The following is a 15,522-nucleotide window of genomic DNA, read 5'->3' on the forward strand; positions in this document are numbered from 1 at the left end:
CATGAGTAAGTCTGAAAATCTGTATGCTCAGGCACAGCAAGTTATTCCCGGCGGCGTCAACTCGCCGGTACGCGCCTTCACCGGCGTTGGCGGCGTACCGCTCTTTATTGAACGCGCTAACGGCGCTTATCTTTACGACGCCGACGGCAAAGCCTATATCGATTACGTCGGCTCCTGGGGACCGATGGTGTTGGGCCATAACCATCCTGCCATCCGTAACGCGGTTATCGAAGCCGTAGAGCGCGGCCTGAGCTTTGGCGCGCCGACCGAGATGGAAGTCAAAATGGCCGAGCTGGTGACCGAACTGGTACCGACGATGGACATGGTGCGGATGGTGAACTCCGGCACCGAAGCAACAATGAGCGCCATTCGCCTGGCTCGCGGTTTTACCCATCGCGACAAAATTATCAAATTTGAAGGCTGCTACCATGGCCACGCCGATCACCTGCTGGTGAAAGCCGGTTCAGGCGCGCTGACCCTCGGCCAGCCGAATTCACCGGGCGTTCCGGCCGATTTTGCTAAGCACACGCTGACCTGCACCTATAACGATCTGGATTCCGTGCGCGCCGCTTTTGAGCAGTATCCGCATGAAATCGCGTGCATCATCGTCGAGCCGGTCGCGGGCAATATGAACTGCATCCCGCCGCTGCCGGAATTTTTGCCAGGCCTGCGCGCGCTCTGCGACGAATTTGGCGCGCTGCTGATTATCGATGAAGTGATGACCGGCTTCCGCGTGGCGCTGGCTGGCGCGCAGGCGCATTACGGCGTGGTGCCGGATTTAACCTGCCTGGGCAAAATCATCGGCGGTGGAATGCCGGTCGGCGCGTTTGGCGGCCGTCGCGAAGTAATGGAAGCGCTGGCGCCGACGGGGCCGGTTTATCAGGCGGGTACCCTTTCCGGCAACCCGATTGCGATGGCAGCCGGTTTTGCCTGCCTGAGCGAGATTGCGAAGCCCGGCACGCACGCCACGCTGACCGACCTCACCACCCGCCTGGCGGAAGGCCTGCTGCAGGCGGCAGAAGAAACCAACATTCCGCTGGTGGTTAACCACGTTGGCGGCATGTTCGGGCTGTTCTTTACCGCAGCCGACCAGGTCACCAGCTATCAGGACGTGACCCAGTGCGACGTGGAGCGCTTTAAGAAGTTCTTCCACCTGATGCTGGAAGAAGGCGTTTACCTCGCCCCTTCCGCTTTTGAAGCGGGCTTTATGTCGCTGGCGCACAGCCAGGAAGATATTCAGCGCACGGTGGACGCCGCACGCCGCAGCTTCGCTAAGCTGGCGTAACGGTAGTCGGGCAGCGCACCAGGCGCTGCCCTTTCCTTCACACCTTCCGCAGCAGATAAACGAAGTAAGGCGCGCCGATAAAGGTCGCCAGCAGTCCCGCCGGCACCTGCGCCGGAAAGGCCACCATCCGTCCGCACCAGTCCGCTATCATCATCAGACCGCCGCCAAGCAGACTGGCGATAAGCAGCTGCGGCAGCGCCCGCCGGAAACCCAGCATCCTTGCGATATGCGGCGCCATCAGCCCGACAAAGCTCAGCGGCCCGATGGTCAGCGTGGCCGCCGCCGTCAGCGCGGCCGCCAGCAGCAGCAGCGCCATCCGCGAGGTTTTCAGCGCCACGCCCAGCGAGCGGGCCGTTTCGCCGCCTAACGGCAACAGCGTCAGCCAGCGACGGCACAGCGGCGTCAGCGCCAGCAGCACGGCCGCCACGATTATCGTCCTGATCGCCTGCTCGCCGCTCACGCTATAGGTCGAGCCGGAAATCCACGTCATCAGCCCGGCCATACGCGGATCGCCGCTGGCCATCAGCAGCAGCAGCAGGGTGGCAAAGGCGGTACTCAGCGCCATGCCCGCCAGCAGCATACGTTCGGGCGAAAAGCCGCCGCGCCCGCCCACAAAGGTAATAATCAGCAGCGTGATTGCCGCGCCCAGGCTGCCCGCAGGCAGCAGCCAGCCGAAGGCGTCGCCGGGCACCAGAAACAACATAATCACCACGCCAAAGGCGGCGCCGGAGCTGATGCCCAGCACTTCCGGGCTGGCCATCGGATTGCCGGTCAGGCGCTGCACCAGGCAGCCAGCCGCGCCCAGCATCATGCCCGTCGCCAGCGCCGCCGCCAGTCTTGGCATTCGCCAGGGCAACAATTGCTGCCACAGTTCGCCGCTTGCCCACGTCCAGCCGTCAGCGCCGCGCCCGAAGCTGAGCGCCACGGCGCCCAGCGCCAACAGCAGCGCCACGCCGCCCAGACACCACAACAGCAGGCCGTGGCGCTCGACCGGCACGCGATCGCCCCGATCCAGCGCGGGCGGCGCGGAAGCGGTACGCAGGCGCGGCAGTAACCACAGCAGCAGCGGTGCGCCAATAATCGCGGTTGCCGTACCGGTCGAAATTTCCTGCCAGCGATCGGTCAGCCAGATCACGCTCTGATCGGCCAGCCACAGCAGCAACATGCCGATAAACGGCGCCAGCAGCATCCGGCTGAGCAGCCGTCTTGCACCCAGCATTTTTGCCAGCAGCGGCGCAAAAAGGCCGATAAAGCCGATCACGCCCGCCGCGTTTACCAGCTGCGCGCTGAGCACGATAGCCAGCGCCAGCACGCTTAAGCGGGCCAGCGACAGCCCCAGCCCCAGATTCTTCGCCACGCCGTCGTCCAGCCCCATCAGCGTCATCGGCCTGCGCAACAGCAGCGCCAGCACAAAGCCCGTCAGCAGCTTCGGCCACAGGAATTCGACGTTGCCCCAGTCCATCTGGTTCAGCGAGCCGGTTCCCCATAAAAAGATATTCTGCAGCCTGTCGTGATTAAACAGGCCGATAAGCTGATTGACCGCGCCACAATAGAGCGACATCACCAGGCCGGCCAGGATCAGCGTCACCGGAGAAAGCCGCTTCCCCCAGGCGATGCCAAACACAATCAGCCCGATGGCCAGCGCGCCGAGCATAGCGGCAAACTGCTGGCCAAATAGCGGCAGGCTCCAGAGCGCAGCAATGGTCAGGCCAAGCTGCGCGCCGGTGGCGACCCCAAGCGTGGTTGGCTCTGCTAATGGATTGCGCAGCACCTGCTGGAAGAGCAGGCCCACCAGCCCCAGCCCGGCGCCCACCAGCAGCGACAGCGCCAGCCTCGGCAGCAGGCTGTAGTGAAACACCATCTGGCTGACGCTTTCGGGACTGGCGGCTTTTATCGCGCTGAACCACAGCGACGGCGCAAGATGCTGGCTGAAGTTATAGCCGGTCAGGCCCAGCGCCAGCGCGAACAGCAGCGTTAATAAGAACACGGGAAAACGCGCGGCATTTTTCATAGCGGCTCCAGCGCCCGATCCAGCGACTGGCAAAAACGCATCGCAGAAAGCGTTGCGCCATAGAACCAGACCTGCGGCACGCGGCGAAAGCGCTGCTGCCGGACAAAATCCATCGCCTGCCAGAGCGGCGTCGCGCTGACCTGCTGCATTAAATTATCGTCGCCATGCGCAAAACAGATCGCCTCGACGTCTTTTAGCGTCGCCAGTCTTTCCAGCCCGATCACCGCGCTTCCCCAGAAATTGGTTTCGCCCTGCCAGGCGTTTTCCAGCCCCAGCTCGTTCATCACTTCCAGAAACAGGCTGCCCTTGCCGAAAACCAGCGCATGACGCGCATCCAGCAGCGACATCAGCAGCACCGGACGCCGCTTTCGACCGGCAACGCGCTTTCTGGCGGCGGCGATAAAGGCGTCGAACTGTGCCAGATGACGCTGCGCCTGCGGCACGCGATCGAGACGGTCGGCCAGCTGCATCAGCGACTGCCGCGCCACGGTCAGCGGTTTGCCGCTGGCGTCGTTGAAGGCGAAGCCCATCGCGGGCGCGATTTTCTCAAATTTGTCGTTGGATGGCCCATAGCCGGAAGAGTAAAGAATGAGCGAAGGCCGCATCTGCATCATCAGCTCAAGATTGGGTTCGGTGCGCAGGCCCAGATCCACCGTTGAGGCAGGCAGCTTTGGCTCGCCGACCCAAAGCTGGTAGTTATACATTTCGGCTACGCCCATCGGCGCGACGCCAAGCGCCAGCAGCAGTTCCGTCGGCAGCCACTCCAGCGACACAATGCGCGCTGCGTCAATGCCCGACGCGGCACGGCTGCCGAAGGCGGGCAGCAAAGGCGCAAGCGCCATCGCCATCAGCAGGCGGCGGCGATAAAAATCCGGCATGGAGATTCCTTTAGTAAACAAAACTTACCGGCGTGCCGCCGTCCGGGTGCGGCAGAATGCCCATTGGGATACCGTAAATGGCCTGGAGCACCTCCGGCTGCATAATCGCGTCGGCATCACCCTGCGCAATCATCCCGCCGTTGCGCAAGGCGACCAGGTGGTCACAGTAGCGGGCGGCCATATTGATATCGTGCAGCACGGCGATCACGGTCAGCCCCCGCTCATGGCTGAGCCGCTGGATAAGCGCCAGCACCTCGACCTGATGAGCGATATCCAGCGCGGAAGTCGGTTCATCCAGCAGCAGGCAGCGGCTGTTCTGCGCCACCAGCATCGCAATCCAGGCGCGCTGCCGCTCGCCGCCGGAGAGGCTGTCCACCAGACGCGAGGCGAAAGGTTTCAGGCCCACCAGCGCAATGGCTTCATCGACGCGATCGCGATCTTCGCTGCCGAAGCGGCCCAGCGCGCCGTGCCAGGGATAGCGCCCCATCGAGACCAGCTCCCGCACCGTCATGCCCTCGGCGGCGGGAAGCTGCTGCGGCAGATAGGCGACCTCACGGGCAAAGCGCTTAGCGGGCCACTGCGCCAGCGCTTTATCATTGAGCCGCACTTCGCCGCCGGTCGCGGCGTGATGGCGCCCCAACAGCTTTAACAGCGTGGATTTGCCGGAGCCATTATGCCCAATCAGCCCGCAGACTTTTCCGGCGGGAAAGGTCAGCGACAGCGGCTGGAGCAGGATGCGGCCCGGAACGGCAAATGAAGTTTGATGCAGCGAGAAGGTGCTGTCGGTCAGGTGCGGAGAATGCATAACAATTTTCTGCCTGACGGGCGCGGCGAACCGCGCCCGGTTTGGTTAGAAACGGAAAGTGGCGGTGCCGACGATCTGACGTTCGGCGCCCCAGTAGCAGGCGTAGTCGCGATAGCAGCTGGCGACATAATCCCGATCGAAGAGGTTGTTGACGTTGACGCCAATCGACGAGCCTGGCAGACCAAAACGCCCCAGATCGTACTTCACCACGGCATCGACGGTGGTGTACGCCGCCACGTTGAAGTTCTGATTAGTATCAGGGCCGGTGCTGTACAGGCCTTTGCTCTCACCGACATAGCGTACGCCGCTTCCCACGGTCAGGCCGGAAAGCGCCGTTTCGTGGAAGGTATAATCGGCCCACAGCGACGCCATATGTTTCGGCACCTGCACCGGCGTTCTGCCTTTCAGCTGCGTATCGTGCGTATATTCCGCGTCGGTATAGGTGTAAGAGGCGATAACGTTAACGTTGGCATTGACCGCCGCCTTCGCTTCCAGCTCGACGCCGCGCGAACGGATTTCGCCGCTTTGCACGCTGAAATTGGCGAACTCAGAATCGGGATTCGCCGTCAGGTTTTTCGTTTTAGTCAGCTGATAGAGCGCGCCGGTGATGACGATCGGACGGTCCTTCGGCACGTATTTTACGCCGGCCTCGTACTGCTTAGCGCGTGACGGATCGAACGGCTGCCCTTCAGCGGAGGTTCCGGCAGTCGGAATAAAGGATTCGCTGTAGCTGAAATAAGGCGCCACGCCGTTATCAAAGACATAGTTCAGGCCGCCGCGCCAGGTGAAGGCCTGGTCGTGGTTTTTCGCCAGCGCATTAGCGTCGCGGTTAAACGCCGAGGTCATCGCGTAATCGTAGCGCGCGCCCAGCGTCATGACCCAGCGGTCCCACTCCATCTGATCCTGCGCGTACAGGCCGGTCTGCTCCTGCTTGTTCAGATAGTGATACGGGAAGGTGATCGTGGTGCTGTCGTTGCCGTACTGCGGATCCAGCGCGCTCAGCGGGGAAGCGGTACCGAATCCGGCGTTGATATCGTTGCGGGTACGTTGATAGTCGACGCCCAGCAGCAGCGTATGATCCAGCGCGCCCGTAGCGAATTTCGCCTGCGCCTGGCTATCGACGGCAAACTGGTTCAGCTCTTCTTCAGAACCGGCGTAAGCGCGGGTAATGGCACTGCTGGCGCTGTCGAAACCGTTGCCGTAAATGCTGCGATAGTCGGTGCGCAGATCGGCGTAGCGCAGGTTTTGCCGCACGGTCCAGGTATCGTTAAAGCTGTGCGAGAAGTTATAGCCCACCATTTTGGTGTTGCGGGAGATCTTGTTGCTCGCCTCGCCTTCGTCAAAATCGGTGCCCAACTTGTGCTGCCGGCCGTTGGCATCGACGATCGGCACCACGGTACCCTGACGCGGCAGCCAGCCGTAGTAGCCCGTTTCCGGCTCGTTCTGGAAATAGGTTAACAGCGTGAAGTTGGTGTTGGCGTCGGGCTGCCAGCTGAAAGAAGGCGCCACGGTATAGCGCTTCTCTTTCTGCATATCCTGCTGCGCGTCCTGACTGCGCGCCAGGCCGGTCAGGCGCCAGGAGTAAACGCCGCCGTCATCCAGCGCGCCGCCGAAATCAAAGCCGGTGGAAAACAGGTTATCCGAGCCCATCTGGAACTGCACTTCGCGCAGCGTTTCCGTGGTCGGACGCTTGCTGACCAGCGCAACTACGCCGCCCGGGTTGCTCTTGCCGTAAAGCACGGATGCCGGCCCGCGCAGCAGCTCCGCGCGCTCCAGAAAATAAGGATCGATAGCGAATTCGGAGTAGTTATCGCCCTGGAGCTTCAGGCCGTCCAGATACTGATTGGTGTTGGTTTCGCTGAAGCCGCGGATGGACAGCGCGTCGATAACCTGCGAGCTGCCGCGGTTGCCGGTCATTACGCCGGGCGCATAGTTAAAGGCTTCCTTAACCGTGCTGACGTTGCGCATCTCGATTTCGTCGCTGGTCACCACCGAAACGGACTGCGGATTTTTTTCAATCGGCGTATCGGTTTTGGTACCGGTGGCGCTGCGTTTAGCGGCGATGGTCGGTGCCGGGCCCCAGGCATTTTCGCTGGCGGCATCGGCGTTGGCGCTGACGGTAATAGTCTGTTCGCTGGCGGCGAAAGCAGAGGAGGAAAGCGCGACGGCAACAAGGCAGGCCAGTCGGCTTACCGGCAAAGCGGATGATTTCAAAGATGAAATAGCCATTTAGCGTTCTCTGATGAAAAGTAGAATGTAAACGAGAATTATTATTATAACGACAGGATAATAGGCGAATTACCGGCGCTTTCGCAAGAAAAAATCGGGCGCTTTTAGCGCGAATCCGGCGGAGTTCAGGCCAGCATAAAGCAGGGAAAATAAAGCCGTTGTCATGCCGTCGCGCTGAAAAGCCTCTTTTTGCCGGTTTACTTTTTCTGCCGCCGCCGCCAAAAAGGCAAAAAAAAGCCGGCTCGTTAAGAACCGGCTTTCCACCTGTTTTCAGTTATTTACCGAACATATCCTTGATCCAACCCGCCACGCCGTCCGCATCCTTCTGCTCGTTTTGCGGCTGTTGAGCAGGCTGCTGCTCCTGCTGCTGTTGCATTTGCTGCTGCTGGATTTGCTGCTGCTGCTGACAGAGCGCGTCGGCATCGGTGGTCCAGACCGGCAGCGTCCGCCAGCTGCTGCTGCCCGTGCCGCAGACAAAGTTACCGGCTGAATCCACGTTCATCGGCGCGATATCTTCCGGCGGCGTCGGCATCAGCGGCATCGGCGCCTGGTTGTCCAGATAGCGACGGTAGATCTGCATCGCGCCGCTGGCGCCGTACAGTTTGGTGCTCTGGTTATTGTCGCGGCCAATCCAGGTGATCGCCACTTCTTTGCCGTCCACGCCCGCGAACCAGCTGTCGATCAGGTTGTTGGTGGTGCCGGTTTTCGCCGCCAGGTGCGCCTTCGGATAGCGCGAGCCTAACGCACGGGCCGTGCCCTCTTGCGCGACCTGCTGCATCGCGTAAAGCGTCAGGTAGGCGGCCTGGGCCGGAATGGTGCGCTCCGCCTGCGGGAAGCTCTGATAAAGCACGGTGCCGTCTTCGGCAATGACCGAACGCAGCGCGGAAAGCTGCGCGCGATCGCCGCCGCTGGCGATAGTCTGGAACGCCTGCGCCACTTCGACCGGCGTCAGGTTCAGCGCGCCCAGCAGCATAGCCGGCACCGGCTGGAGTTCAGCCTTCGGCACGCCGAGTTTGCTCCAGGTATCCACCACCTGCGGCAGGCCCAGCGTCATGCCCAGGTTCACCGTTGGCACGTTCATGGAGTGCGCCAGCGCATCTACCAGCATCACCTGACCGCTGAAGCGGCGGTCATCATTCTGCGGCTTCCAGACCTGACCGTTTGGTTGCTTCAGCGCGATCGGATTATCGGCAATCCAGGTATTCAGGCGATAGCTATCCGGCTGGCTCAGCGCGGTCAGATAGGTGGCTGGCTTAGCCAGAGAACCAATCGACCGGCGCGCCTGTAGCGCACGGTTATAGCCCGCAAACTGCGGATCGGCGCCGCCAACCATGGCGCGAACTTCGCCGCTGAAGCGATCGACGATCACCATCGCGGTTTCCAGATCCTTCAGGTTGCGCTGTTTACGCAGCGTCGGCATCCCTTCTTCCACAGCTTTTTCTGCCGCATCCTGCGAAACAGAATCCAGCGTGGTGAAAATTTTCACGCCGGAAAGATCTTTGATCTTATCGCCCAGCTTCGCCTGTAGCTCGTTGCGCACCATCTGCATAAACGCAGGCTGTGGCGTGATCACGCCGCCTTTCGGCTGTACGCCAAGCGGACGGGCGCTGAGCATGTCGTACAACTCCTGGTCGATCACTTTCTGCTGCTGCAGCAGACGCAGCACCAGGTTGCGGCGCTCCAGCGCCAGCTTCGGATTGCGCCACGGGTTATAGAGCGACGCGCCCTTCACCATGCCCACCAGCAGCGCCTGCTGATCCAGACTCAGCTCGTCCACCGGACGGCCAAAGTAGTAGAGGCTCGCCAGCGGGAAGCCGCGGATCTGATCGTTGCCCGCCTGGCCCAGATAAACCTCATTCAGGTAAAGCTCCAGAATGCGATCTTTGCTGTAGCGCGCGTCCATAATCAGCGCCATATAGGCTTCGTTAGCCTTGCGCCACAGCGAACGTTTGTTGGTCAGGAAGAGGTTTTTCACCAGCTGCTGGGTCAGCGTACTGCCGCCCTGCACCGCTTTTCCTGCCGTGATATTCGCCAGGAAGGCGCGGCCGATAGAGTACAGGCTGATGCCGTCGTGCTCGTAGAAATGGCGGTCTTCGGTAGCCACCAGCGTATCGACCAGCAGATCCGGGAAGCCCGCACGCGGCACAAACAGGCGCTGCTCGCCGTTTGGTGATTGCAGCATAGTGATCAAACGAGGGTCGAGACGGAAGAAGCCGAAGTCGCGGCCGCTGTCGAGGTTTTTGATCTCGGTCAGCGAGTCGTTGTCAAAGCTCAGCCGCGCGCGGATTTGCCCTTCCTTGCTGTCCGGGAAGTCAAACGGGCGGCGAATCATCTCAATGCTGTTGCCCTGCACGGTAAACTCGCCAGGCCGCGTCATGCGCGTCACCTCGCGGTACTGCGTGCCTTCGAGCAGCGCGATCATCTCTTTTTTATTGTAGGCCATGCCCGGCTCAAGATTGACCATGCGGCCATACACCGTGGCGGGCAGCTGCCAGACTTTGCCGTCGATACGGCTGCGGATCTGCGAATCCAGGTACACCCCGTAGACCGCCATCAGTACAATAAATACCAGCAGCAGCTTAATCATTAAGCTCAGCCAGCCTCTTTTACGCGGCGGCCGTCCTTTTCCTTTACGTGGCACGGGTACTATCTCCTCGTTATTATGGTCATCATCCTGAAAATCAATATTATCGACTTCCCTGCGGCGACCCCGGCCCGCCTTTTTGCGCGGGGGGTTGGGCTGTTTACCTTTACGCCCAATAGGTTCGCGATCGTCTGACATTCGTTTCTTTTCTCCAGAGCCGCCGTCGGCGGGCCGACTATGCACTGACATCAACTACGGTGGAACGGGAACCTTCTGAAACCCGATCAGGAAGGTGCGGAATACTTTTTGGTGCGCCGCGTCGGCAGCGCGCTGGCCGGATCGTTGGGCCAGAGATGTTTGGGATAGCGCCCTTTCATCTCTTTTTGCACCTCACGCCAGGCTCCCTGCCAGAAGCCCGCCAGATCGCGCGTGATCTGCAGCGGCCTTTGCGCAGGCGAGAGCAGCTCCAGCACCAGCGGAATGCGCCCTTCGGCCACGCAGGGATTTTGCGCTTCGCCGAACATCTCCTGTAGCCGCACGGCCAGCGCGGGCGGCTTCTCTTCATCGTAGCGGATCGGCAGCCGGCTTCCGGTGGGCACAGTGTAATGAGTTGGCAGCACAGTATCCAGCTGCTGGCGCTGTGACCATGTGAGCAATTGTAATAGCGCGTTGACGCAGTCGATCTGTTTTAACCCTTTTGCATCGCGCACGCCGCTCATCATCGGCAGCAGCCACTTTTCCAGCGTGGCGAGCAGATCGGCCTCGCTGGCGGCGGGCCATGCCTGTTCCGGCAGCCACTGCGCGGCGCAGACCAGCCGCACACGCAGCTGCTCGGCGGCGGGCGTCCAGTTCAGCACCGACAGCCCTTTGCTGCGGATCCAGCGCAGCATCGCCGGGTGCAGCACCGCTTCGTCAGGCTTGCTCAGCGGCTGGGATTTCAGCACCAGCTCGCCAATCTGTTCGCGACGCCAGGCGGAAAGCGTGCCGCGCTCGTCGTGCCATTCAACCTCTACCCGCTGCCCGACAAGCTGCGGCCGCTCGGCGATCAGCGTTTCTATCGTCAGCGGCAGCGCCTGGAGAATGCGCGCGTCCGGCTGCGCGCTGCCCTGTAATAGCGCGGGCGCAAGCAGCCATTCATAGCGGATTAACGCCTCTTCGCGATCGAGCATCGCGCCCATGCCGTTAGCCAGCTGATAGCGCCCTTCCATGCCGCGACGGCGAGCGATACGATCGGGAAAAGCGCTCGCCAGCAGCGGCGCGGCCAACGCCGCATCGATCGCGCCGCCGGTCAGGCGCAGCCGCTGCTGCAGCTGTTTCGCTCGTTTCTGCCAGTGGGGCTGGGGACGATGCAGCGCGTCCCGCAGATCGAGGCTGCCGCGCGGCGGCTCCTCCAGGATCGCCGCCAGCATCGCCGCCGTGGCGGCGCTGTCCGCATCGTTGCCCGCCTCGACCAGCATCGCGGCCAGGCGCGGCTCGCTGCCGAAAGCGGCCATGCGTCGACCTTTGGCCGTCAGCTGTCCGGCATCGGTGGTGGCACCAAGCTGCGACAGCAGCCGCTGCGCCTGGGCCAGGCTGGCGGCGGGCGGTTTATCCAGCCAGGTGAGCTGCGCTGCGTCGTGGCAGCCCCACTGCAGCAGATCCAGCCACAGCGAGCTTAAATCGCTTTGCAGTATTTCCGCGTCGCTGTGGGCCGCCGCCCGTTCCGCCTGCTCTTTAGGGATCAGATGCAGGCAGATCCCCGGCGCCAGACGACCCGCGCGTCCGGCGCGCTGGATCATCGAAGCCTGGCTGACGCGCTGCGTTTGCAGGCGAGTCAGGCCGGTGCGCGTATCGAACAGCGCCGTCCGCTCCAGCGCGCTGTCCACCACCAGCCGAATGCCTTCGATAGTCAGGCTGGTTTCCGCGATATTGGTCGCCAGCACCACTTTTCGGCGGCCGACAGGCGCAGGAAGGATAGCTTTACGCTGCTCCGCCAGCGGCAGCGCGCCATATAAAGGACAAAGATCGACATCGCTGGCGACCAGTGGCGCCAGCTGCGTCTGCACCCGCTGGATTTCGCCCACGCCGGGCAGAAACAGCAGCAGCGAGCCAGGCTCGTCGCGCAGCAGCTCGCTGACCTGCCGCGCCACCGCCTCTTCAAACCGCTGGCTGGTGGACAGGGATGCGTAGCGCCGCTCAACGGGAAAAGAGCGGCCTTCGGAGCGGACAGATGGCGCATCCGGCAGCAGCGCCTGCAGGCGAGCGTTGTCCAGCGTGGCCGACATCAGCAGAATTTTCAGATCTTCACGCAGCCCCTGCTGCACGTCCAGCAGCAGCGCCAGCGCCAGATCGGCCTGCAGGCTGCGCTCGTGAAACTCATCCAGGATCACCAGCGAAACGCCTTCCAGCATCGGATCCTGCTGTAGCATCCGCGTCAGGATGCCTTCCGTAATCACCTCCAGCCGCGTGGACGGCCCGCTGCGGCTTTCCGCCCGCATCCGGTAGCCCACGGTCTGTCCTGGCGCTTCGCCAAGCTGCTCCGCCAGCCGCTGCGCCACGTTGCGCGCCGCCAGCCTGCGCGGCTCCAGCAGCAAAATACGCCCGCTGACCTGCTGCAAAAGCTGCAGCGGCAGCCATGTCGATTTTCCCGCGCCGGTCGGCGCCGCCAGCAGCACCTGCGGCGCATCCCGCAGGGCCGCCAACAGCTCGGGTAATACAGCGCTGACTGGTAATGAACTCACGTCTCTGCTCCTGGCCTTAAGTTGCCGGGCATTGTAGCATTCCTGCTTCTGGAATACCGGAGGGCACCATGAACGAGCAAAAAAGACTGTTTTTCGGTATCGCGCTACCGGCCAGCAGCAGTCAGGAGGTTATTGCGTGGCGCGCCGCCACCTTTGCCGAAGAGACCGGCCGTCCGATAGCGGCGGCTAACCTGCATCTTACGCTGGCCTTTTTAGGCGATGTCGGCGCGGAAAAGCAGCGTGCGCTCCAACAAATGGCCGGACGTATCAGGCAGTCGCCGTTTACCCTGACGCTGGACGACGCCGGTCACTGGCCGCGTTCCGGCGTGGTCTGGCTGGGGCCGAAGCAGGCGCCGCGCGGACTGCTGCAGCTGGCCGGACTGTTACGCTCGCAGGCCGCGCGCAGCGGCTGTTATCAAAGTCCGCTGCCCTTTCATCCGCATGTCACATTATTCCGCAATGCTCTCCAGCCGGTCGCGCTGCCGCCGCGTAATTTCAGCTGGCAGTTTCGCGTGGAGCGTTTTGCGCTCTTCGAGTCGCTGTTCAGCCAGGGCCGCACGCGCTATCGGGCGCTGGCAAGCTGGGAACTGCAACAGGAAAGTTTATGAATTTTACGCCGCCGCTGCGCCAGGCCACGCTGGTCAAACGTTATAAGCGCTTTCTGGCCGATGTCATCACGCCAGACGGCACCGAACTGACGCTGCATTGCGCCAATACCGGCGCGATGACCGGCTGTGCGACGCCAGGTGATACGGTGTGGTACTCCACGTCGGACAGCCTGACCAGAAAGTATCCGCACAGCTGGGAACTGACACAAACCCAGCAGGGACACTGGATCTGCGTAAATACGCTGCGCGCCAATATGCTGGTAAAAGAAGCGCTGCTGGCCGGGCAGATTCCGGAATTATCCGGTTATGCGGATTTACAAAGTGAAGTGAAATATGGCGCTGAAAAAAGCCGTATTGATTTCCTGTTAAAGGCAGAGGATCGCGTCAACTGCTATATTGAAGTCAAATCCGTGACGCTCTTACAACAGGGTAAGGGTTACTTTCCGGATGCGGTTACCGAGCGTGGCCAGAAGCATCTGCGCGAACTGGCGAAGATTGCGGAAAACGGCGAGCGCGCGGTGCTTTTATTTGCCGTTCTGCATTCGGGGATTGAGGACGTCACCCCGGCGCGTCACATTGATGCACGCTACGCAGAACTCATGGTTCAGGCGCGCGCAAGCGGGGTCGAGGTGCTTGCCTGTAAAGCGAGCCTCTCGCCTGAAGGTCTGGTCGTAGAGAGGAAACTGATTGTGAATGCGTAATTCAGACGCAATTAACTGTTATATGAAGGGTCTTATGTCGCGTCAGATACGCTTTTCCTCACAGCCTTGTCAAGGGATGTTCAGGAATAATTGCCAACCTTGATCGCTTCTGCTATTTATAGCGACCTGTTTTTATCCCCTCTGGGGATCGATAGTGCGTGTTATCCAGGAGAAACAACATGCAAGAAGGGCAAACCCGTAAAACCTCGTCCCTGAGTATTCTCGCCATCGCTGGTGTGGAACCCTATCAGGAGAAGCCGGGCGAAGAGTACATGAATGAAGCCCAGCTGGCGCATTTCAAGAAGATCCTTGAAGCCTGGCGTAACCAGCTTCGGGATGAAGTTGATCGCACCGTCACGCATATGCAAGATGAAGCCGCCAACTTCCCCGATCCGGTTGACCGGGCAGCACAGGAAGAAGAATTCAGTCTTGAACTGCGTAACCGTGACCGCGAGCGCAAACTGATCAAAAAGATCGAGAAGACGCTGAAGAAAGTAGAAGATGACGATTTCGGCTACTGCGATTCCTGCGGCGTTGAAATCGGTATCCGTCGCCTTGAAGCACGTCCTACCGCCGATCTTTGCATCGACTGTAAAACGCTGGCGGAAATCCGCGAAAAACAAATGGCCGGTTAATGGCTAATGGATTGTGCAGTGAGGCATCTGCTTCACTGCCTGTCTCTTCTCCGATGTCATCCTGTATCGGGCGCTTCGCCCCATCCCCTTCCGGTGAACTCCACTTCGGCTCGCTGATAGCCGCGCTTGGCAGCTATTTGCAGGCACGCGCGCAGCAGGGCAAATGGCTGGTGCGCATTGAGGATATCGATCCGCCTCGTGAAGTGCCCGGCGCGGCGCGGCGCATTCTTCAGCAGCTGGAGCAGTATGGCCTGCACTGGGATGGCGAGGTGCTCTGGCAGTCGCAGCGCCATGAAGCTTATCGGGAAGCGCTGGCCTGGCTGAACCAGCAGGGCCACAGCTATTACTGTACCTGCACGCGCAGCCGCATTCGGCAAATCGGCGGCCTTTACGACGGCTACTGCCGCACGCGACAACGCGGCCCGGATAATGCGGCACTGCGTCTGCGCGTCGATCGCCCCGTAGCGCAGTTTACCGATACGCTGCGCGGCGAGGTGATGGCCGACGCCGCGCTGGCGCAGGAAGATTTTATTATTCACCGCCGCGACGGGCTGTTTGCCTATAATCTTGCGGTAGTGGTGGACGATCATTTTCAGGGCGTGACGGAAGTGGTCAGAGGCGCCGACCTGATCGAGCCGACGGTACGGCAGATAACGCTGTACCAGCGCTTTGGCTGGCCGGTGCCGGGCTACCTGCATTTGCCGCTGGCGGTCAACGCCGATGGCAACAAGCTTTCCAAGCAGAATCATGCGCCGCCGCTGCCGGCAGGCGATCCGCGGCCCGTGCTGGTGCAGGCGCTGCGTTTTTTAGGCCAGCCGGTCAGCGAAGGATGGCGCGACGAAATGCCGTCTGTTTTACTGGAAAAAGCGGTCGCCGCATGGGATCTGACCCGCGTGCCGCGCCAGAATATACTGTTGCAGAATGGTTAGTAGAAAGTGAATACGCGCGCCCGCTCTGGCCTGAAAACGAGAGCGAAGCGAGATGAGCATTCTCAAACGCGCCACACTGAGCTATGATTAGCCGCTGTTTTTTATCGCCCAGCTTTAACGTCACTATCGAGGTGTCC

The 15,522-nt window shown here is 61.2% G+C and carries 12 protein-coding genes; 5 read left to right on the plus strand and 7 right to left on the minus strand.

What is annotated here, in order from left to right:
• Window position 1: 1 nt before the first annotated feature.
• The gene (gene hemL / locus AB6T85_RS10175) at window positions 2–1,285 is read left to right on the plus strand and encodes a glutamate-1-semialdehyde 2,1-aminomutase (protein ID WP_253455203.1); all 1,284 of its coding nucleotides are present in this window, start codon (window positions 2–4) and stop codon (window positions 1,283–1,285) included.
• 37 nt (window positions 1,286–1,322) lie between these two features.
• Here hemL and fhuB read toward each other — a convergent pair whose 3' ends face one another.
• The 7 genes from fhuB to hrpB all read right to left on the minus strand — a co-directional run bounded on the left by fhuB (window position 1,323) and on the right by hrpB (window position 12,512).
• Complete coding sequence (fhuB, locus tag AB6T85_RS10180; RefSeq protein ID WP_369895472.1) at window positions 1,323–3,296, minus strand: Fe(3+)-hydroxamate ABC transporter permease FhuB; 1,974 nt, start codon at window positions 3,294–3,296, stop codon at window positions 1,323–1,325.
• Window positions 3,293–4,174 carry a Fe(3+)-hydroxamate ABC transporter substrate-binding protein FhuD gene (gene fhuD, locus AB6T85_RS10185; RefSeq protein ID WP_253455205.1) on the minus strand — a complete coding sequence of 294 codons (882 nt, stop codon included), beginning with the start codon at window positions 4,172–4,174 and terminating at the stop codon, window positions 3,293–3,295. Before fhuD ends, fhuB begins: the two co-directional genes overlap by 4 nt.
• Window positions 4,175–4,184: 10 nt before the next feature.
• Complete coding sequence (fhuC, locus tag AB6T85_RS10190) at window positions 4,185–4,979, minus strand: Fe3+-hydroxamate ABC transporter ATP-binding protein FhuC (protein WP_301251378.1); 795 nt, start codon at window positions 4,977–4,979, stop codon at window positions 4,185–4,187.
• Window positions 4,980–5,024: 45 nt separating this feature from the next.
• A complete protein-coding gene (gene fhuA, locus AB6T85_RS10195) occupies window positions 5,025–7,208 on the minus strand; it encodes a ferrichrome porin FhuA (protein WP_301730682.1) in 2,184 nt (727 codons plus the stop codon).
• Window positions 7,209–7,277: 69 nt separating this feature from the next.
• On the minus strand, window positions 7,278–7,472 hold the full coding sequence (locus AB6T85_RS10200; RefSeq protein ID WP_369895475.1) for a hypothetical protein: 195 nt from the start codon (window positions 7,470–7,472) through the stop codon (window positions 7,278–7,280).
• A gap of 10 nt (window positions 7,473–7,482) precedes the next feature.
• Window positions 7,483–9,990, minus strand: coding sequence for a bifunctional glycosyl transferase/transpeptidase (gene mrcB, locus AB6T85_RS10205; RefSeq protein WP_369895476.1), 2,508 nt, complete (start codon window positions 9,988–9,990; stop codon window positions 7,483–7,485).
• An 86-nt stretch (window positions 9,991–10,076) separates the two neighbouring features.
• Window positions 10,077–12,512: an ATP-dependent helicase HrpB gene (gene hrpB / locus AB6T85_RS10210; protein ID WP_369895478.1), complete on the minus strand. Its 2,436-nt coding sequence runs from the start codon at window positions 12,510–12,512 to the stop codon at window positions 10,077–10,079.
• A 68-nt stretch (window positions 12,513–12,580) separates the two neighbouring features.
• Here hrpB and thpR point away from each other — a divergent pair, with 68 nt between their 5' ends.
• The 4 genes from thpR (at window position 12,581) to gluQRS (ending at window position 15,385) form a co-directional block, all read left to right on the plus strand.
• The gene (thpR, locus tag AB6T85_RS10215) at window positions 12,581–13,120 is read left to right on the plus strand and encodes an RNA 2',3'-cyclic phosphodiesterase (protein ID WP_253455210.1); all 540 of its coding nucleotides are present in this window, start codon (window positions 12,581–12,583) and stop codon (window positions 13,118–13,120) included.
• On the plus strand, window positions 13,117–13,821 hold the full coding sequence (sfsA, locus tag AB6T85_RS10220) for a DNA/RNA nuclease SfsA (RefSeq protein ID WP_253455211.1): 705 nt from the start codon (window positions 13,117–13,119) through the stop codon (window positions 13,819–13,821). Before thpR ends, sfsA begins: the two co-directional genes overlap by 4 nt.
• A 179-nt stretch (window positions 13,822–14,000) precedes the next feature.
• On the plus strand, window positions 14,001–14,456 hold the full coding sequence (dksA, locus tag AB6T85_RS10225; protein ID WP_125289067.1) for an RNA polymerase-binding protein DksA: 456 nt from the start codon (window positions 14,001–14,003) through the stop codon (window positions 14,454–14,456).
• A 53-nt stretch (window positions 14,457–14,509) separates the two neighbouring features.
• Window positions 14,510–15,385 carry a tRNA glutamyl-Q(34) synthetase GluQRS gene (gene gluQRS / locus AB6T85_RS10230; RefSeq protein ID WP_369895594.1) on the plus strand — a complete coding sequence of 292 codons (876 nt, stop codon included), beginning with the start codon at window positions 14,510–14,512 and terminating at the stop codon, window positions 15,383–15,385.
• Window positions 15,386–15,522: the final 137 nt, after the last annotated feature.

This window comes from Erwinia aeris (genome assembly GCF_041224955.1).
Lineage (GTDB): Bacteria > Pseudomonadota > Gammaproteobacteria > Enterobacterales > Enterobacteriaceae > Erwinia > Erwinia aeris.